The organism is Cellulomonas sp. (assembly GCF_017744555.1).
Lineage (GTDB): Bacteria > Actinomycetota > Actinomycetes > Actinomycetales > Cellulomonadaceae > Cellulomonas.
On the sequence record NZ_JAGIBD010000007.1, the window covers coordinates 59,354 to 78,382 of the forward strand.

Sequence of the window (19,029 nt, forward strand, 5' to 3'; positions counted from 1 at the left end):
CCCGTCACGCCTCGAGTCCCGTCACGCCCCGCGCGCGGCGAGGAGCTCCCAGCGGGCCACGGCCTCGCTGCGCGAGGAGACGCCGAGCTTGCGGTACGCCGAGATCGCCTGCGTCTTCACGGTGTTCCGCGACACGCCGAGCCGCTCCGCGATACCCGGGAACGTGAGGTGCGTCGACAGCAAGGGCAGCAGCCGGGTCTCGGCCGGGGTGAGCGTGTCCGGCAGGAGCGGTGCCGCGGCGACCTCCCGGACGAGCACGTCGACGGCCGCGACCCGGTCGGGCAGGTCGCCGCGCTCGGGGCGCCGCCGCAGCACGTCCCGCGCCTGACGGATCACCGAGGAGGCGGTCGGCAGGTCGCCGAGCCCGACGAGCACGCGCGCCGTCTCGACGAGCGCCTGCGTCGAGACGACGGGCAGCGCGTGCGTGAGCAACGGGCGCAGGGCCAGCGCGCGGTCGATGTGGACGAGCGCGTCGCCGCGGCGGCCTGCCCGCAGCGCGATCCGGGCGGCCCAGGCGTGCACGAGCGCGCTCGACCAGTACGCGTCGTACCGTCCGTCGCGCAGCAGGTCGGTGGCCGCGTGCACGAACCGGTCGACGTCCGGCCAGCGGTCCTGCGCGGCGGCCACGGTCGCGCGCTCGCACAGGGCCAGAGCGGCGAGCGGCTCCGCGCCCGACGCGACGGCCAGGTCGACGGCGTCTGCGAACAGGACGTCGGCGCCGTCCTCGTCGCCGTCGAGCAGCGCCGCCAGGCCCGCGGTGTGCCGCATCGTCGCGCGGAACGGGCTCGCCGGGGACAGCCCCGCCCAGCCCTCCTGCGCGTCCGTGCGCATCGCGTCGAGCCCGTGCCGAGCCTCGATCGCCCGCAGGTACGCGACCGTGCCCTCGATGGTGCTCCCGTCGGCGAGCGTGCCCGGGTGGACGGCGCGGGTCGCCAGGTCCGACCAGCGCTCGGCCTGCACCGGGTCGCCGACCAGCGCGAACGTCAGCGCGGCGTGCGCCGCGACCGCGGGGAACGTGTCGAGCTCCGTCGCCTCCTCGAGCCAGGCCATCCAGCGCCGCACACGGTCGACGCGCCCGACCGCCCACGTGCGCTGCGCCCAGCCGAGGACGAGCCCGGCCAGCAGCGCCTGGTCGCCGCTCGCGTGCGCGTGCTCGATCGCGGCGCCGCCGACACCCGCGTCGGCGTACCAGGCGGCGGCCCGGCGGTGCAGCGCCCGCAGGAGCGCGGGCTCCTTGCGGTGCAGCTCCGCCCGGAGCAGGTCGCGCAGCAGCGGGTGGCACCGGTAGCGCTCGCCGCCGCGGTCGACCGGCAGCACGACCCCGCACCCGGCGAGCCGCTCCAGGTCGGCGCCGCTCGACCACGTGAGGAGCACGGCGTCGCACAGCGGACCGCAGAGCTCGTCGAGGATCGAGGTGCGCACCAGCAGAGACGTGTCGCGCGGCGACAGGCCGGCCAGCAGCTCGGTGCGCAGGTAGTCCCGCATGAACCGGTCGTCGCCCGTGAACGGCGCCGGGTGCGGGCCGGACGCGCCGGGCCGGCGGGACGACTCCTGCACGGCCATCGCGGCCAGCGCGAGCGCGACCGGCCACCCCTCGGTGCGCGCGAGCAGGTCGCCCAGCTCCTCGAGGCCGAGCTCGACGCCGGTCCCGGCCAGGAGCTCGGCGGCCTCGTCGACGTCGAGCACGAGGTCGTCAGGACCGATCTCGAGGAGCTCGCCGTGCACGCGCAGGCGGGCGGTGGCGACGGGCAGGGTCGACCGGGAGGCGAGGGCGAGCCGCCACCTCGGCGGCAGCCGGTCCACGAGCCGGGTGAGCGCGTCGAGGCTCGCGGCGTCGCTGAGCGCCTGCACGTCGTCCACGAGGAGCGTGCGGGGCGGACCGGCCAGCAGGTCGGCCAACGCGCCGTCGAGCACCCCGGCGTCCGTGCCCGGCCGGCACGTGAGCACCACGACGTCGTCGCCGAGACGGTCGGCCCACTGGGTCAGGAGGGTCGTCTTCCCGTACCCCGGTGGGGCGACGACCGCCACGACCCGGGCCGGTGACGTCGTGACGAGGTCGAGCAGCGCGTCGCGCCGGACGACGACGAGCGCGGGGCGGCTGCGTCGCGCGCGCGGGCTCGGCGGCGTCTCGGTGGCGAGGGCGGTGGCGGACGAATCGTGCGAATCGGGAGGAGTCGCATCCACGTCTCTGGACGCTACCCCCGAACGCCTGGCGCGGCACCGCCCGGGCCCCGGGTCCAGGGTGGGGGACCGGCGGGACCGGCGCGGCGTCGGCCGAGGTCAGACCCTGGGCGGCTCCAGGTCGATGTGCGGGACGTCGTCCGTGGCGTCGCCCCAGGCGATCCGCCGGGGGCTGTCGTGCGACTCCACGGTCGCGGCGTGGTCGCGGTCGAAGTAGTCCCACGCCCAGCTGAGGAACGCGTCGGTGCGGCTGTGCACGCCGCTCAGCAGCATCGCGTGCACGCCGAGCCACGCGGCGAACGCGACGGGCCCGTCGACCTCGTGCCGGTGCCGGCCGACCTCGGCGACGGCCGCGTTCCGGCCGATCATCGCCATGATGCCCTTGTCCTTGTAGCGGAACGGCTCGGTCCCCTCGCCGCGCGTGGTGCGCAGGATGTTCTCCGCGGCCCAGCGCCCGGACTGCTGCGCGACGGAGCCGAGCTGGGGGAGCGTCGGGACACCCTCGCCCGGCCCGGACGGCACGTTGGCGACGTCGCCGACGGCCCACACGCCGGGGAAGCCGTCGACCGAGAGATCGGCGCGGACGTCGAGCCGGCCGCCCCGGCCGGTCGGCGCACCCGCCGCCGCGAGGACAGCGGGCCCCTTCTCGCCGCCGGCCCAGATGACGGTCCGGGTGGGCAGGTGCGTGCCGTCGCTGAGCTCGACGTGGTCGGGGTGCACGGCGTCGACGCCGGTGCCGAGGCGCAGCAGCACGCCGTCGTCGGTGAGCTTGCGGTGCGCGTACTGCTGCGCGCGCTCGGAGAACGGCCCGAGCACCGCGGGACCGCGGTCGACGAGGTGCACGCGGCCCTCGTCGGGCAGCCGGCCTGCCTTGCGCAGCGCCGTGAACAGCTCGGCGAGGGCGCCGGACACCTCGACGCCCGTCGGGCCGCCGCCCACGACCACGATGTCCAGGGCACCCGGCTCGACCGGTGCGCCGGCGGCCTCCGTCACCAGGGCGCGGTGGTGGCGGCGCAGCCGTTCGGCGTCCGCGACGGAGTACAGCGGGAACGTGTGCTCGGCCGCGCCCGGGATCCCGAAGAAGTTCGGGCTGCCGCCCGCGGCGACCACGAGGTGGTCGGCGGTGAGCGTGCGGCCGTCGTCGAGCGTGAGGCTGCGGTCGGCGAACGACGCGGCGACGACATCCTGGACCAGCACCTCGACGCCCGGGGCGGACGCGAAGATGGTGCGCAGCGGCCGGGCGACGTCCTCGGCCGGGAGCTGCGACGTGGCGACCTGGTACAGCAGCGGCTGGAACTGGTGGTAGTCGGCGCGGTCGACGAGGGTCGTCGTGACGCCGGCCGCGCCGAGCGTCTGCGCGGCCGCCACGCCGGCCAGCCCGCCGCCCAGCACGAGCGCGGTCGTCACAGCGACATCTCCCGCAGCCGTTCCGCCAGGATGATCCGGGCGGACGCCTCGAGGAGCGCGAGGTGGGAGAAGGCCTGCGGGAAGTTCCCGAGGTGCCGGGCCGCGCCGACCTCGAACTCTTCGGCGTAGAGGTTGAACGGCGACGCGATGCGCAGCAGCCGCTCCATGAGGTCGAGCGCCCGCTGCTCCTCCCCGACGACCATGAGCGCCGAGACGAGCCAGAACGAGCAGATGATGAACGTGCCCTCCTTGCCCGACATGCCGTCGTCCGTCTCGTCGGTGCGGTAGCGCAGCACGAAGCCGTTCTCGGACAGCTCGTCGGCGATGGCGAGCACCGTCGCGTGCAGCCGCTCGTCGGTCCCGGGGAGCAACCCGAAGTGCGCGGCGAGCAACGTCGAGGCGTCGAGCGCGTCCGTGTCGTAGTGCTGTCGCAGCACGCCACGGCCGTCCACCCCGTGCTCGAGGATGTCGGCCTTGATCTCGTCGGCCGTGGCGGACCACTGCGCCTCGAGGTCGGGCTCGCCGCGGATCTCGGCCAGCCGCGCCGCCCGGTCCATTGCGACCCAGCACATGATCTTCGACGACACGTAGTGCTGCGGCTTGCCGCGCGCCTCCCAGATCCCCTGGTCGGGCTCACGCCAGATCTCGGACGCGCAGCGCGCCTGGGCCTCGACGAGCGGCCACAGCCGCTCGGGCAGCCGCTCGCTGCGCCGGGTGTGCAGCAGGATCGAGTCGAGCACCGAGCCGTACACGTCGTTCTGCCGCTGGTCGAACGCGCCGTTGCCGATCCGGACGGGCCGGGCGTCCTGGTACCCGGTCAGGTCGTCGCGCGTCGACTCCGTGAGGTCCCGGCGGCCGTCGATGCCGTACATGATCTGCAGCCCGCCGTCCGCGACCGGCTCGACGTCCGCGACGAACTGCATGAACTCGTCGGCCTCCCAGTCGAGCAGCAGGTAGTGCAGCGCCTGGAGCGTGAACGTCGAGTCGCGGATCCAGGTGTACCGGTAGTCCCAGTTCCGCTCGCCGCCCGGCGTCTCGGGCAGCGACGTGGTCAGCGCCGCGACGGTCGCGCCGGTCGGCATGTACGTCAGACCCTTGATGGCCAGGGCCGACCGTTCGACGTACGGGCGCAGCCGGTGGTCGGGGATCCGGGCCCTGCTGAGCCAGCGGCGCCAGAAGTCGCGGGTCCGGCTGATCCGGTCGACGGCGTCGGCGGCGTCCTTCGGCCCGTCCAGGGACGTCGCCCAGGACAGCGTGACGAACGCGGTGTCACCGGCCGACAGCACGTGCCGCCCGCGGACGGAGTCGCCGCCCTCGACCCCGAGCGCGAGGTCGCTGTGCAGGCGCAGGTGCACGTCGCCGACGCTGATGTCGGCCGTGCTGCCGCCCGGTGCGTCGAGCGTCCACGTGCCGCGCGTGCGCCCGTAGTCGAACGCAGGCTCGCAGACCAGCTCGATCTCGACGTTGCCGTCCAGGCACGTGACCGTCCGGACGAGCAGGTGCTCGGCGTCGTCGTCGGCGGGCGGCCGGGTGTGGGGAGTCGTGTCGTCCTCGCCCGTGCGCGGGCCCATCGTCAGGGCGTCCCGGACCTCGACCCAGCCGTTCACGCCGTGCCACGTGGTGACGAGCACGTTCGTGCCGGGGTCGTACGCGCGCGACGTCGGCACGTTGATGCCGTAGGGCGCGAACCGGAACGAGCCGGCGCCGCGGTCGAGCAGGCTGCCGAAGATGCTCGGGCTGTCGAACCGTGGCACGCACAACCAGTCGACCGAGCCGTCCGGTGCGACGAGCGCACCGGTGTGGCAGTTCGACAGGAACGCGTACTCGGCGATCGGCGGGAAGGGCGAGGTGGGGCTGTTCGAGGTCACGACGACTCCTGGGAGGTCCGAGGGCTCAGCCGAGGCGGGCGAGGAGGTGGTCGCCGACGCGCAGCGCGTTGGCCATGGCCGTGAGCGCGGGGTTCACGGCGCCGATGCTGGGGAAGAAGCTCGTGTCGACGACGTACAGGTTGTCCACCTCGTGCGCGCGGCAGTCGGTGTCCAGCACCGACGTCGTGGGGTCGGTGCCGAACCGGACGGTGCCGGCCTGGTGCGCGCAGCCCGCGACCGGGATGTCGTTCTTCATGTAGACGTCGCGCGGCACGAGGTGGTGGGGGTGCATGCCGAGGTGGCCGAGGTTGTCCTTGACCCGCCGGTACAGCTCGTCGAGCGGCTGCCGGTTGTTCGGCGTGTAGCTCAGGGCGACGTGCCCGTCGGGGGCGAGCGTCACGCGGTTGTCGGGATCGGGCAGGTCCTCGGTGGACAACCAGAAGTCGACGGCGTGCTCGGCGACGTCCTGCAGCGCGAACAGCGGTGCGAGCCTCGCCTCGACGGGCTTCTCGCCGCGGTACATCGGCGCGGACGACTTCCCGACCATCTGCACGTTGCCCATCGGGTAGGGGAAGGCGTCGTCGCCGAAGTAGTAGTCGTTGAGGCCGAGCGTCTTCTGGAACCGCGTGTCGTTGCGTTCCAGGGAGATCGCCAGGAACGCGCGGCTGTTGTGGAACATGTAGTTGCGGCCCACCTGGTCGGACCCGTTCGCGAGGCCGCGCGGGTGGCGGTCGTTGGCGCTGGCCAGCAGCAGGCGCGCGGAGTTCGCCGCCCCGGCCGACACGACGACCACGTCACCGCTGAACCGACGTTCCTCGCCGTCGACCACCGCGACGACGTCCGTGACCGTCCGCCCGCTCGCGTCCGTCTCCAGGCGGCGCACCTCGGCGTTGCGCACGAGCGTCACGTTGGGGTGCTCGATCGCGGGCCGCACCGCGACGACGTCGGCGTCGGACTTGGCGTGCAGGAGGCACGCGAAGCCGTCGCACGTGCCGCACCGGATGCACCGGCTGAACGCCGGGTTCGCCTCGTCGAGCTGGACCCCCGACGGCGAGTGGAACGGGTGCAGACCGATCGCCGTCAGGTCGTCGAACAGCCGCTGGATGCGCGGCTCGTGCGAGACCGGCGGGTACGGGTACCCGGCGCTCGCGGGCGGCTCGGTGGGGTCCTCCCCGCGGGCACCGTGCACCTGGTAGAGCGACTCCGCCTGCGTGTAGTACGGCTCGAGCTCGTCGTACCCGATCGGCCACGCCGGCGACAGCCCGCCGTGGTGGTGCAGCTCGCCGAAGTCCTGCTCGCGCAGCCGGTACAGCGCCGCCCCGTAGAACTTCGTGGCGCCGCCGACGACGTAGTGCACCTGCGGCTGGAACGGCGTGCCGGCGCCGTCGTACCAGGTGTCGGGGGACACGTACCGGTTGTCGACGAACACCGCGGTCGCGTCCCAGTTCTCGATCTCGCGCGGCAGCCAGTCGCCGCGCTCGAGCACGAGCACCCGCTTGCCCGACGGCGCGAGCCGGTGTGCGAGCGTGCCGCCCCCCGCACCCGAGCCGACGATCACGACGTCGTAGTGGTCGGCCATGTCACAGTCCCGGGCTGCTGTGCATGATGCCGCCGTCCGCGAACACCGTCGTGGCGGTGAGGTACGAGGCGCCCTCGTCGGCGAGGAACGCCACGAGCGAGGCGATCTCGCTCGGTTCCGCCATCCGGCCGAGGGGGATCGCGGCGTCGAGCGTCTTCATCTTCTCGGGGTCGGCCATGGTCGAGGTGTTGATCGGCGTCGCCACGGCACCGGGACCGACGCCGACCACCTGGACGCCCTGCGGCCCGAGCTCGACGCCCGCGGTCCGGGTCAGCATCCGCATGCCGCCCTTGGACAGGCAGTACGGCGTGTTGCCCGGCATCGGCCAGTCCTCGTGCACCGAGGTCATGTTGATGATGCGGCCGCCCGTGCCCTGCTTGATCATCTGCTTGGCGGCGATCTGGGTGCCGAAGAACGCGCTCTTGAGGTTGATCTCCATGACCTTCTCGTACTGCTCCTCGGTGGTGTCGAGGATCGACGTGCGGGTCTCGATGCCGGCGTTGTTCACCATGACGTCGAGCCGCCCGAACGTCTCGACGGTCGTCGCCACGAGGCGTTCGAGGTCGGCGACCTTGCTCACGTCCGCCTGGACGCCGATCGCCTTGTCGCCGAGCGCGGCGACCTGCTTCTCGAGCAGCTCGGTCGCCTCGGGGTTCGCCACGTAGTCGATGACGACGTTCGCGCCGGCCTCGGCGAGGGCGAGCACGACCGCCTTTCCGATCCCGCTGTTGCCGCCGGTCACGACGGCCACCTTCCCGTGCAGGGTCATGTCAGGGCTCCTTCGTCGAGCGGGGTGGACGGACCCGGCACCGGGTCCGGGCGTGCGGGGACCGGCGGGCCCGTGACCCGACGGCGGAAGACGACGTACGACCAGCCCTGGTAGAGCAGGACGACGGGGACGAGGAACGCGGCGACGACCGTCATGACCTGCAACGCGTACTCGCCGGACGCGGTCCCGGTGACGGTGAGCGTGTACGCGGGGTCGGTGCTGGAGACGAGCACGCTGGGGTAGAGGGCCGCGAACACGGACCCGACCGTGAGGCCGACGGCGGCGGCGGTCGCGCCGAACGCCCAGCCGTCCCGGTGGGCGCGCAGGAGCAGCGCGGCGACGAGCACGGCGACGACCGCGAGCGCCGAGGGGACGACGCTGCGCACGGCCGGCGCGTCGGACAGGCTGGGCGTCCAGACGGCGAACGCGACGAGCAGGAGCGCCGCCGGCCACAAGGTGACGGTCGCGACGCGGTGCGCCCGGAGCCGGACCTCGCCGTCGGTGCGCAGCACGAGGAAGGTCGCCCCGTGCAGCACGCACAGCGCCAGCAGCGTCACCCCGACGAGGAGCCCGTAGCCCGTGACGGTGTCGGCGACGGTGCCCGTGAACTCCTCGTCCTGGCCGACCGGCAGGCCCGCGAGGAGGTTGCCCAGCGCGGTGCCGAGCAGCAGGGGGATCACGGCGCTGCCGACGGCCAGGCACCACGACCAGGTGTGCCGCCATCGTGCCGCGTCCACGCGGCCGCGGAACTCGAACGAGACGCCCCGGGCCATGAGCGCGACGAGCAGCAGCACGACGACCAGGTAGAGCGCCGAGAACCACGTCGCGTACCAGCCGGGGAACGCTGCGAACACACCCGCCGCACCGACGACGAGCCAGACCTCGTTGCCGTCCCAGAACGGTCCGACGGTGTTGATCGCGACCCGCTGCTCGAGGTCCGTGCGGCCGACGACCTTGTGCAGCATCCCCACCCCGAAGTCGAACCCCTCGAGCACGAAGAAGCCGGTCCACAGGAACGCGACCACCACGAACCACACCGTCGGCAGCGTCATCGACATCCCCTCAGAACGTGAGCACCGGGACGCCCGGCTGCCCGTCGGCCGGCTCGTCGGCGTCGTCGGGCTCGAGCTCGAGGCCCCGGCGCGCGAACCGCAGCATGAGGAACACGTTCACGGCGCCGAGCAGCGCGAACACCCCGTAGAACACCGCGATGCTGAGGACGAGCTCGGTGGTGCTGACCGACGGGGAGACGCCGTCGGTCGTCTTCATGAGGCCCTGCACGATCCAGGGCTGGCGGCCGTTCTCGGTGAGCATCCAGCCGGCGGTGTTCATGACGAGCGGCGCGGCGACCGCCCACGTCGCGACCCACAGGAACACGCGCGCGGTCGGCAGCCGCCCGCGCCACCACAGCCACGCGCCCCACAGCGCGAGCAGGGCGGCCAGCGAGCCGAGGTAGGCCATGACCCGCATCGACCAGTACTGGACGAAGACGTTCGGCACGTAGTTGCCGGGCCCGAACTCCTCCTGGTACTGCGCGTTCAGCTCGTTCATGCCGGCGACGTCGCCGTTCCACGTGCCCGTCGCGAGCACGGACAGCAGGTGCGGGATCGCGATGATCTTGGTCGGGTCCTGGTCGTTCTCGCCGCCGCCCACCTGGAACGCGGAGAACGAGCACGGCCCGCAGTCGGTCCACTGCGCCTCGGCGGCGGAGATCTTCATCGGCTGGTACGTCGCCTCGATCACGCCGAGGTGGCTGCCGACGCCGAGGTTGAGCAGGATCGCCGGCAGCAGCACGACGAGCGAGAGCTTCGCGGAGCGGGTGAAGAGCGGGACGTGCTCGCCGCGGCGCAGGTACCAGGCGGACACCCCGAGCATGACGAACGTCCCCGTCACGAGCGCCGCGAGGATCACGTGCAGGTAGCCCCAGACGAACACGGGATTCGTCATGACGGCGCCGATGTCGGAGAGCCGTGGCCGCCCCGACGAGTCGAGCGTGTACCCGACCGGGTGCTGCATCCACGAGTTCGCGGCCATGATGAACGCCGCGGACCCGGCGGCCCCGAGCGCGACGAGCCACGCAGACAGCAGGTGCACGCGCGGCGGCAGCACCCGCCAGCCGAACACCCACAGCCCGATGAACGTGGACTCGAGGAAGAACGCCGCGAGTCCCTCCATCGCGAGGGGCGCACCGAACACGTCGCCGACGAACCGGGAGTACGACGACCAGTTCATGCCGAACTGGAACTCCTGCACGAGCCCGGTGACGACGCCGACGGCGACGTTGACGAGCAGCAGGGTGCCGAAGAACTTGGTCAGCCGGCGGTGCTCGGGGTCGCCGGAGCGGAACCACATGGTGTGCAGCACCGCGACGAGGAACCCCAGGCCGATGGTGATGGGCACGAACAGGAAGTGGTAGATGCTCGTCGACGCGAACTGGAGCCGCGCCAGGTCGAGGTCGGACACCCCTGCTCCTCGAGGTCCTGGAGGCCCCGGGGGCGTGTCCCGCCCCCGGCGACCCGTTCGCCTCCAGCGTCCGACCGGCGCCGAGGCGACCTCATCACCCCGGGAGGATGAAACGGGCCGCCGCCCGTCCCCTCACCCGCACGGGATGAGGCCTCCGACGGTCGCGGGTGCTGGACTCGTCGTGCACCCCGCTGCCGTCGAGGAGGACGACGCGTGAACGACACCCCGCCCTCGGGCCGGCAGTACCGCATCCGCTCGGGCGGCCACGAGGCGGTGGTCACGCAGGTCGGCGCCGGCCTGCGCGAGTGCGCGCTGGGTGGCCTGGCGGTGCTCGACGGCTACGGCGTCGCCGAACGCGCGCAGGACGGGCGCGGGCAGGTGCTGGCACCGTTCCCGAACCGGCTGGCCGGCGGCCGCTACACGTTCGGCGGCCGCACGTGCCAGGTCGCGCTCGACGAGCCGCAGCAGGGCAACGCGATCCACGGCATGGTCCGCTGGCTCGACTGGGTCGAGGTCTCCGCCACGGAGCACGACGTCGTGCTGTCCTGCACCCTGCGACCCCAGCCGGGCTACGCGTGGGAGCTCGACCTGCAGGTGCACTACCGGCTGTCCGACGACGGCCTCACGGTGGCCTCGTCGGCGCGCAGCTCGGGCGACGAGCCCGCACCGTTCGGGCTGGGGTTCCACCCGTACCTCGCCCTGGGACCGCGGATCGACGACCTCGAGCTCCAGGTGCCGGCGCGCAGCCACTTCCCGGTGCCGGCGGACCGTGACGAGCGGCCCACGGCGACGGCCGTCGACGGGTCCCACCTCGACCTGCGGACGCCGCGGGCGATCGGGCCCGAGGTGATGGACGTCGTGCTCGGCGACCTCGTCCGGGACGGGGACGGGCGGGCGGTCGTGCGGCTGGTCGACCCGGCTGGCGGCCGGCAGGTGCACCTGTGGGTCGACGAGACGTTCCCGTACCTCATGGTCTACACGGCGGACCAGGTGCTCCCGCCCGAGCGCCGGCGGCGGTCCGTCGCGATCGAGCCGATGACCTGCCCGCCGCACGCGCTGCGGTCGGGCGCGGACCTCGTCGTGCTCACGCCGGGGACGGCATGGCACGGCACGTGGGGGCTCACGACGGGCTGACGCGCCAGGCGCTCACGCGTGCCCGGCGGCCGCCGGTGCCGGGTCCGACTCGTCGCTGGTGCCCTCCAGGCCCGCCGCCTCGATCGTCGCGACGGCCTGCCGCGCGATCGCGAGCTCCTCGTTGGTCGGCACGACCATGACGAGCGTGCTGGTCCAGTCGGGCGAGATGCGCGTCGGCGCCTTCTTGCGGCCGGCGTTGCGCTCCGCGTCGACCGCGATCCCGAGCGGTTCGAGCCCTGCCAGGGCCAGCGCGCGCACGATGTCGTCGTTCTCCCCGACACCCGCGGTGAACGTGATGACGTCCACCCGGCCCAGCACCGCGTGGTATGCGCCGATGTACTTGCGCAGGCGGTGGATGTACACGTCGAGCGCGCGCTGCGCCGCCGGGTCACCGGACTCGATGAGCTGGTGCAGCGCCCGGAAGTCGTTCTCCCCGGCGAGGCCCTTGAGCCCGGAGCGGCGGTTGAGCAGGTCGTCGACGTCGTCGACGGACATCCCGGCGTTGCGCTGCAGGTGGATGAGCACGGCCGCGTCGATGTCGCCCGAGCGGGTGCCCATCACGAGCCCCTCGAGCGGCGTCAGGCCCATCGACGTCTCGACGGCCACGCCGCCGCGCACGGCCGACGCGGACGCCCCGTTGCCGAGGTGGAGCACGATCTGGTTGAGGTCCTCGAGCGGGCGGCCCAGCACCCGGGCGACCTCCCCGGACACGTACTGGTGGGACGTGCCGTGGAACCCGTACCGGCGCACGCCGTGCTCGCGGGCCACGTCGACGTCGATCGCGTACGTGGCCGCCGCGTCGGGCAACGTGTGGAAGAACGCGGTGTCGAAGACGACGACGTGCGGCACGTCGGGCAGCAGCTCGCGGGCGACCGTGATGCCCGTGACGGCCGGCGGGTTGTGCAGCGGTGCGAGCGGGGACAGCGCGTCGATCTTGCCGATCACGTCGTCGTCGACGACCGCCGGTCCGGTGAACGTGGACCCGCCGTGCACGACGCGGTGGCCGACGGCGATCACGTGCGCCTCGGACAGCTGCGGCCCCACCTCGTCGAACAGCCCGAGCACGGTGCGCAGGCCGGCGGCGTGGTCGGGCACCGGGTCGGTGCGCTCGGCCGTGGTGTCGCCGAGGGTGTGCTTGACGACCCCCGCGTCCTCACCGATCCGCTCGACGATGCCGGACGCGATCGCCGAGCCCCCGACGGGGTCGACGAGCTGGTACTTGATCGACGACGAGCCGGAGTTGAGGACGAGGACCGTGCCGTGGGTGTGCTGCTGGTTCATCGGGTCGTCGCCTCCGCGGGCTCGTTCGTGGTGCCGGCGGCGAGCGCCTGGGCCTGGATCGCCGTGATGGCGACCGTGTTGACGATGTCCTGCACGAGCGCGCCGCGCGACAGGTCGTTGACGGGCTTGCGCAGGCCCTGCAGCACCGGACCGATCGCCACGGCACCGGCCGAGCGCTGCACGGCCTTGTACGTGTTGTTGCCCGTGTTGAGGTCGGGGAAGACGAACACCGTCGCACGGCCCGCCACGGTCGACTCGGGCAGCTTCGTCTGCGCGACCGACGCGTCGACCGCGGCGTCGTACTGGATGGGTCCCTCCACCGACAGGTCGGGCCGCCGCGCACGGACGAGCTCGGTCGCGGCACGGACCTTGTCGACGTCGGCGCCCGACCCCGACGCGCCCGTGGAGTAGGAGAGCATCGCGATGCGCGGCTCGATGCCGAACTGCACGGCGGTGGCCGCCGACGAGATCGCGATGTCCGCGAGCTGCTCGGCCGTCGGGTCGGGGATGACCGCGCAGTCGGCGTACACCAGCACCCGGTCCTCCAGGCACATGAGGAACGCGCTCGACACGCTCCCGACGCCCGGCTCGGTCTTGATGATCTCGAACGCCGGCTTGATGGTGTGCGCCGTGGTGTGGGCCGCGCCGGACACCATGCCGTCCGCGAGCCCGAGCTGCACCATCATCGTGCCGAAGTACGAGACCGACGGGACGATCTCCTTGGCCCGCTCGACCGTCATGCCCTTGTGCTTGCGCATCTCGGTGTACTCGGTCGCGAACCGCTCCAGCAGCGGGCCCGAGTGCGGGTCGACGACGTCGGCGTCCGTGAGGTCGAGGCCCAGCTCGGTCGCGCGGGCCCGGATCGCGGTCTCGTCGCCGAGGATGGTCAGCCGTGCGACGCCGCGACGCAGCAGCGTGGACGCGGCGCGCAGGATCCGGTCGTCGTCGCCCTCCGGGAGCACAATGTGCCGCTTGTCGGACCGGGCCCGGTCCAGCAGCGCGTACTCGAACATGAGCGGCGTGACGACCTCGGGGTGGGCGACGTCGAGGGCGGCCAGCAGCGCGGCGCCGTCCACGTGGGCCTCGAACAGCGCCAGCGCGGTGTCGACCTTGATCGGCGAGTCGGCGGACAGCCGACCCCGGACCGCCGCTGCGGCACTCGCCGACCGGAACGTGCCGAGGTCCGTCTGGATGATCGGCAGCCGCGTGCCGAGGCCGTCGATGAGGCGCGTGATGACCTCCGGTGGGCGGAACCCGCCGTTGAGCACGATGCCCGCGAGCGACGGGAAGCCCTCCGCCTGGTGCGCCATGAGCAGACCCAGCAGGATGTCGGACCGGTCGCCCGGCGAGATGAGGATGGCGCCGTCGGCGATCCGGTCGAGCAGGTGCTCCACGGACATCGCGCCGACGAGCATGTCGAGCACCTCGCGCGACATCAGGTCCTCGTCGCCGTGGATCAGCTTGCCGCCGACCGCGTCGGCGACCTGCCGCACGGTCGGCGCGGTGAGCAGCGGGTGCTCGGGCAGGGCGAACGACGGCAGCCCGGTGCCCTCGGCGAGCGCCCGCACCACGTCGTCCACGCGGCCCGTCGAGCACCGGTTCGCGACGACCGCGACGACCTGCGCGTGGTTGGCGTGCATCTCCGCGATGACGACCTCGGCGGTCTGGTGCACCGCCGCCGGCTTCTTGCCCGTCCCGTTGACCACGAGCACCACCGGCGCACCCAGGTTCGCCGCGATCCGGCCGTTGTAGGCCAGCTCGGTCGGCCCGGCGACGTCGGTGTAGTCGGTGCCCACCACGACGACCGCGTCGCAGCGCCGCTCCACGTCGTGGAACCGCTGCACGATGACCCCGAGGGCCGCCTCCGGGTCGGCCAGCACGTCCTCGTACGTCACGCCGACGCACTCGTCGTACGTGAGGTCGACGCCGTCGTGCGCGAGCAGCAGCTCGAGGACGTAGTCCCGCGTCTCCGTGGACCGGGCGACCGGGCGGAACACCCCGACGCGCTGGACGGTCCTGGTGAGCAGGTCGACGAGGCCGAGGGCCACGATCGACTTGCCGGAGTCCCCTTCGGGGGACGCGAGATAGATGCTGCGGGCCACGGTGGTCGTCTCCTGGTGCGGTGGTGGATCAGTGCCCGGGCGGCCGGGGTCGCCGGCCGCCCGGGCGTCGTGCGGTCTTACTCGTTGTCGCCGCCCGTCGAGAGCGTGGCGGCGACCTCGCCGGTGTCGGCGGCGTCGCCCGCGTCGGGCCACACCCAGTCGCGGACCTCCGGCAGGTCGTCGCCGTGCTCGCGCGTGTACTCGCGGGCCCGCAGGCGCGCGTCGACCATCTTCTGCCGGAGCCCCGCCTGCGCGGTGCCCAGGTGCGGGACCTGGTCGATGACGTCGATCACGAGGTGGAACCGGTCGAGGTCGTTGAGCATCACCATGTCGAAGGGCGTGGTGGTGGTGCCCTCCTCCTTGTACCCGCGCACGTGGATGTTGCTGTGGCCCGTGCGGCGGTAGGTGAGGCGGTGGATGAGCCACGGGTAGCCGTGGTAGGCGAACACCACGGGCTTGTCGGGCGTGAACAGGCCGTCGAACTGCCGGTCGGACAGGCCGTGCGGGTGCTCCCGCTCGTCCTGCAGCCGCATGAGGTCGACGACGTTGATGACGCGCACCTTGAGCTCCGGGAGCTCGCGCCGCAGGATGTCGGCGGCGGCGAGCACCTCGAGCGTCGGCACGTCGCCGGCGGCGGCGAGGACGACGTCGGGCTTCTCGCCGGGCACCTCCGTGCCCGCCCAGTCCCAGATGCCCAGGCCGCGCGTGCAGTGCGCGATGGCCTCGTCCATCGTGAGGAAGTTCGGCGCGGGCTGCTTGCCGGCGACGACCACGTTGACGTACTGACGGCTGCGCAGGCAGTGGTCGTACGTCGACAGGAGGGTGTTCGCGTCCGGCGGCAGGTACACCCGGACGACCTCGGCCTTCTTGTTCACCACGTGGTCGATGAACCCGGGGTCCTGGTGGCTGAACCCGTTGTGGTCCTGGCGCCACACGTGGCTCGACAGCAGGTAGTTCAGGCTCGCGACCGGCCGGCGCCACGGGATGTCGTTCGTGACCTTGAGCCACTTGGCGTGCTGGTTGAACATCGAGTCGATGATGTGGATGAACGCCTCGTAGCTCGTCAGCAGCCCGTGGCGGCCGGTGAGCAGGTAGCCCTCGAGCCAGCCCTGGCACTGGTGCTCGGACAGCATCTCCATCACACGGCCCGCGCGGGCCAGGTGCTCGTCGACGTCCGCGCCGTAGAACTCGGCGTTCCACTGCTTGTCCGTGACGTCGAACACGGCCTGCAGACGGTTCGACGCCGTCTCGTCGGGCCCGAAGATCCGGAAGTTCTCCGGGTTCTGCCGGATGACGTCCGTGAGCCACTGGCCGAGGACGCGTGGCGCCTCGCTGATCGAGCCGCCGGGCGCGGGCACGTCGACCGCGTAGTCGCGGAAGTCCGGCAGCCGCAGGTCCTTGAGGAGCAGGCCGCCGTTCGCGTGCGGGTTGTCGCTCATCCGCAGCGGACCGACCGGGTTGATCGCCCGGACGTCGTCGTGCACGCGGCCGTTCTCGTCGAACAGTTCCTCGACCTTGTACGACTCGAGCCACTGGCGCAGTACGTCGAGGTGCTCCGGGGTGTCCCGCGCGTTCGCGAGCGGCACCTGGTGGGCGCGCCACGAGCCGGTCGTCTTCTTGCCGTCGATGGTCGCCGGGCCCGTCCAGCCCTTCGGCGTGCGGAACACGATCATGGGCCACATCGGGCGCTGCTCGTCGCCCTCGCGCGCGCGGCGCTTGATCTCCGCGATCTCGTCGAGGACCTCGTCGAGCAGCGTCGCGAACCGGCGGTGGATCTCGACGTGCGACTCGTCGTCGAACCCGGCGACGAACACGTGCGGCTTGTGCCCGTAGCCGACCATGAGGGAGTCGAGCTCCTCGTCGCTGATGCGTGCGAGGACCGTGGGGTTCGCGATCTTGTACCCGTTGAGGTGCAGGATCGGCAGCACGACGCCGTCGTGCTCCGGGTTGACGAACTTGTTCGAGTGCCAGCTCGTGGCCAGCGGGCCGGTCTCCGCCTCGCCGTCGCCGACGATCGCCGCGACGAGCAGGTCCGGGTTGTCGAACGCCGCGCCGTACGCGTGGGACAGCGCGTAGCCGAGCTCGCCGCCCTCGTGGATCGAGCCGGGCGTCTCGGGGGCCACGTGCGACGGGATGCCGCCCGGGAACGAGAACTGCCGGAACAGCCGCCGCAGACCCTCCTCGTCCTCCGTCATGTCGGAGTAGACCTCGGAGTACGTGCCGTCGAGGTACGCGCTCGCGACGAGGCCGGGGCCGCCGTGGCCCGGGCCGATGATGTAGATCGTCGACTGCTGCCGCTCGGCGATCGCCCGGTTCAGGTGCGCGTACAGGAAGTTGAGGCCCGGCGTCGTGCCCCAGTGGCCGAGCAGGCGCGGCTTGACGTGGTCACGGGTCAGCGGCTCGCGCAGCAGAGGGTTGTCCAGCAGGTAGATCTGACCGACCGACAGGTAGTTCGCGGCGCGCCACCACTTGTCGATGCGCTCGAGCGTCTCGGTCTCGACCTCCCCACTTCCGGTGCGCCAGGCGGTGGACGCCGACGTCGTCGTGCTCATGCTTGCTCCCCGTGATCGTCCGAAGGTCCTCCGGCGACAGGGCCGCCGGTGCCGATGCCAGCCTTGCGTGGGACGGGGCCGCGACTCGGGACGTACGTCCCGGTAACCCCCTGCCAGTCACGTCGACGCCCACCAGTCATACAACCGCACTCGCGGCGCGGACGCACTGCTGTGGTCGATGCCACGCCGCCCGTCACCGCCGGTCCACGTGCAGGTCAGTGACCGTTCGCACGCGGTTGCCGGCGCCGCGGGCGACCGAGGTCGACGGTCCGCCGGGTTACCGTGGCGGCGTGACCGAGCCGCGCCCGCAGACGACGCTGCTGCGCGCCGCCGTGCGCCCTCGGATGATCGTGCTGCTGGTCGTGTTCCTGGCGGCCGCGGCGGTGTGCGCCCGGCTCGGGGCGTGGCAGCTCGACCGGGCGCAGGTGCGGGGCGCGAAGGCGGAGGACCGGCACGTCGCCGAGCTCGTCGCCGCACCGCCCGTGCCGCTCGCCGACGTGCTCACGCCGCAGACGTCGTTCCGCGGCGACATGGTCAGCCGCAAGGTGGCGGTGACCGGCACGTACGACGCCGCCGGGCAAGTGCTCGTCGGCGACCGCGCGCACGACGGGGTCACCGGGTACCTCGTCGTGACGCCGCTGCGCGAGCCCGGGGGAGCGGTGCTGCCCGTGGTCCGCGGCTGGGTCGCGACGCCGTCCGACGCCGACGTGCCGCCTGCCGGCGACGTGGCGCTCGTCGGGTACCTGCAGGCGTCCGAGCAGGCCGGCGACGGCGTCCACCTCGGCGACGGGGCATCGTCCGCCGGCCGGGCCGACGCGGTCTCGTCCGCCGAGCTGCTCAACGTGTGGGGCGGCCCCATCTACACCGGGTACCTCGTCGTCGCGTCGTCCGACCCCGCGCAGTCCGGCGCCGTCGTGCTGCTCGACCCGCCGCGCAAGCCCGGCGCCGGGCTCAACCTGCAGAACCTCGCGTACGCGGCGCAGTGGTGGCTGTTCGGCGGGTTCGCGGTGCTGCTCTGGCTGCGGCTGGTGCGCGACGAGGCCGCGGGGGTCCGTCCGGGGCACCCCGGTGCCGAGCCCACGGCGGCCGGGCCGCCGACGCCGCCGCAGGCTCCCGCGTCGGCGTGACGGCCGCGGCGGCTGACCGCGTGATCGTCCGTCGCTGGCTCGCCACGTGGCCTCCCGCGTCGTCGGCCGACTTCGGACGGTAGGCGGCCGCGCTCGCGCACCGGCGCGCGAGCCCTCGGGTCGACGTGCGCGTCGCGTCAGCCGAGCGGTGGCCTGCGGCGCAGCTCCTTGACCGCCCGCCGCTGCTTCTCGCCGGCGGCCCGCCGCTCGCGCGACGCGCGGCTCGGTCGGGTCGCCCGGCGGGGCGGTCGTGGGGGAGTGAGCGCGTCGTCGAGCACGGCGACGACCCGCGCGAGCGCGGCCTCCCGGTTGCGCAGCTGTGAGCGGTGCTCGGACGCGGCGACCGTGAGCACGTCACCCCGCAGCCGGCCCGCGAGCCGCCCCCGGACCCGCTCCTCCTGCTCCGGGACCGCCCACAGCACGGCGGTGAGGTCGACGGAGAGCTCGGCGCGCGAGTCCGCGGTGTTCACCGACTGGCCGCCCGGCCCGCTCGACCGGGAGAAACGCCACGAGAGGGCGTCGTCGGGAAGGACGACACCCCCTCGCAGCGTGATCGGGCCGGTCAT

13 protein-coding genes are annotated in these 19,029 nt (G+C 73.0%); 2 read left to right on the forward strand and 11 right to left on the reverse strand.

Features of this window, described 5'->3' with window-relative positions; translation table 11 throughout:
- Nucleotides 1–21 precede the first annotated feature (21 nt).
- From J7523_RS06520 to J7523_RS06550, 7 genes are all read right to left on the reverse strand, one after another.
- Nucleotides 22–2,184 (reverse strand): LuxR C-terminal-related transcriptional regulator, encoded by a 2,163-nt coding sequence (locus J7523_RS06520; protein WP_291883849.1) that lies wholly within the window; start codon nucleotides 2,182–2,184, stop codon nucleotides 22–24.
- A gap of 96 nt (nucleotides 2,185–2,280) precedes the next feature.
- The gene (locus J7523_RS06525) at nucleotides 2,281–3,588 is read right to left on the reverse strand and encodes an NAD(P)/FAD-dependent oxidoreductase (RefSeq protein WP_291883851.1); all 1,308 of its coding nucleotides are present in this window, start codon (nucleotides 3,586–3,588) and stop codon (nucleotides 2,281–2,283) included.
- Nucleotides 3,585–5,456 (reverse strand): glycoside hydrolase family 15 protein, encoded by a 1,872-nt coding sequence (locus tag J7523_RS06530; protein WP_291883854.1) that lies wholly within the window; start codon nucleotides 5,454–5,456, stop codon nucleotides 3,585–3,587. Before J7523_RS06530 ends, J7523_RS06525 begins: the two co-directional genes overlap by 4 nt.
- 25 nt (nucleotides 5,457–5,481) lie before the next feature.
- Entirely contained in the window at nucleotides 5,482–7,035 is a 1,554-nt protein-coding gene (locus J7523_RS06535) for a GMC family oxidoreductase (RefSeq protein WP_291883856.1), read from the reverse strand.
- Nucleotide 7,036: 1 nt separating this feature from the next.
- Nucleotides 7,037–7,804, reverse strand: coding sequence for a glucose 1-dehydrogenase (locus J7523_RS06540; protein ID WP_291883857.1), 768 nt, complete (start codon nucleotides 7,802–7,804; stop codon nucleotides 7,037–7,039).
- The gene (cydB, locus tag J7523_RS06545) at nucleotides 7,801–8,856 is read right to left on the reverse strand and encodes a cytochrome d ubiquinol oxidase subunit II (RefSeq protein WP_291883859.1); all 1,056 of its coding nucleotides are present in this window, start codon (nucleotides 8,854–8,856) and stop codon (nucleotides 7,801–7,803) included. The genes J7523_RS06540 and cydB overlap by 4 nt, the downstream gene beginning before the upstream one ends.
- A gap of 10 nt (nucleotides 8,857–8,866) precedes the next feature.
- Nucleotides 8,867–10,267, reverse strand: coding sequence for a cytochrome ubiquinol oxidase subunit I (locus J7523_RS06550; protein ID WP_291883862.1), 1,401 nt, complete (start codon nucleotides 10,265–10,267; stop codon nucleotides 8,867–8,869).
- A 213-nt stretch (nucleotides 10,268–10,480) separates the two neighbouring features.
- Between J7523_RS06550 and J7523_RS06555 the strand changes: the two genes are divergently transcribed.
- A complete protein-coding gene (locus J7523_RS06555; protein ID WP_291883866.1) occupies nucleotides 10,481–11,401 on the forward strand; it encodes an aldose 1-epimerase family protein in 921 nt (306 codons plus the stop codon).
- A gap of 12 nt (nucleotides 11,402–11,413) precedes the next feature.
- Here J7523_RS06555 and J7523_RS06560 read toward each other — a convergent pair whose 3' ends face one another.
- From J7523_RS06560 to J7523_RS06570, 3 genes are all read right to left on the reverse strand, one after another.
- Entirely contained in the window at nucleotides 11,414–12,682 is a 1,269-nt protein-coding gene (locus tag J7523_RS06560) for an acetate kinase (RefSeq protein ID WP_291883868.1), read from the reverse strand.
- Nucleotides 12,679–14,784 carry a phosphate acetyltransferase gene (gene pta / locus J7523_RS06565; RefSeq protein ID WP_291883870.1) on the reverse strand — a complete coding sequence of 702 codons (2,106 nt, stop codon included), beginning with the start codon at nucleotides 14,782–14,784 and terminating at the stop codon, nucleotides 12,679–12,681. Before pta ends, J7523_RS06560 begins: the two co-directional genes overlap by 4 nt.
- 77 nt (nucleotides 14,785–14,861) lie before the next feature.
- Nucleotides 14,862–17,336: a phosphoketolase family protein gene (locus tag J7523_RS06570; protein WP_291883872.1), complete on the reverse strand. Its 2,475-nt coding sequence runs from the start codon at nucleotides 17,334–17,336 to the stop codon at nucleotides 14,862–14,864.
- Between the two features lie 290 nt (nucleotides 17,337–17,626).
- Between J7523_RS06570 and J7523_RS06575 the strand changes: the two genes are divergently transcribed.
- On the forward strand, nucleotides 17,627–18,463 hold the full coding sequence (locus J7523_RS06575) for an SURF1 family protein (RefSeq protein ID WP_291883875.1): 837 nt from the start codon (nucleotides 17,627–17,629) through the stop codon (nucleotides 18,461–18,463).
- A 137-nt stretch (nucleotides 18,464–18,600) separates the two neighbouring features.
- On the opposite strand, the gene arfB is transcribed toward J7523_RS06575, so the two are convergent.
- Entirely contained in the window at nucleotides 18,601–19,029 is a 429-nt protein-coding gene (gene arfB, locus J7523_RS06580) for an alternative ribosome rescue aminoacyl-tRNA hydrolase ArfB (protein ID WP_291883878.1), read from the reverse strand.

Excerpts from the sequence above, each read along its gene's own strand:
- cydB (WP_291883859.1), bottom strand. The coding sequence starts at position 8,856 with ATGACGCTGCCGACGGTGTGGTTCGTGGTGGTCGCGTTCCTGTGGACC.
- J7523_RS06535 (WP_291883856.1), bottom strand. The coding sequence starts at position 7,035 with ATGGCCGACCACTACGACGTCGTGATCGTCGGCTCGGGTGCGGGGGGC.
- arfB (WP_291883878.1), bottom strand. The coding sequence starts at position 19,029 with ATGACCGGCCCGATCACGCTGCGAGGGGGTGTCGTCCTTCCCGACGAC.
- J7523_RS06570 (WP_291883872.1), bottom strand. The coding sequence starts at position 17,336 with ATGAGCACGACGACGTCGGCGTCCACCGCCTGGCGCACCGGAAGTGGG.
- J7523_RS06560 (WP_291883868.1), bottom strand. The coding sequence starts at position 12,682 with ATGAACCAGCAGCACACCCACGGCACGGTCCTCGTCCTCAACTCCGGC.
- J7523_RS06540 (WP_291883857.1), bottom strand. The coding sequence starts at position 7,804 with ATGACCCTGCACGGGAAGGTGGCCGTCGTGACCGGCGGCAACAGCGGG.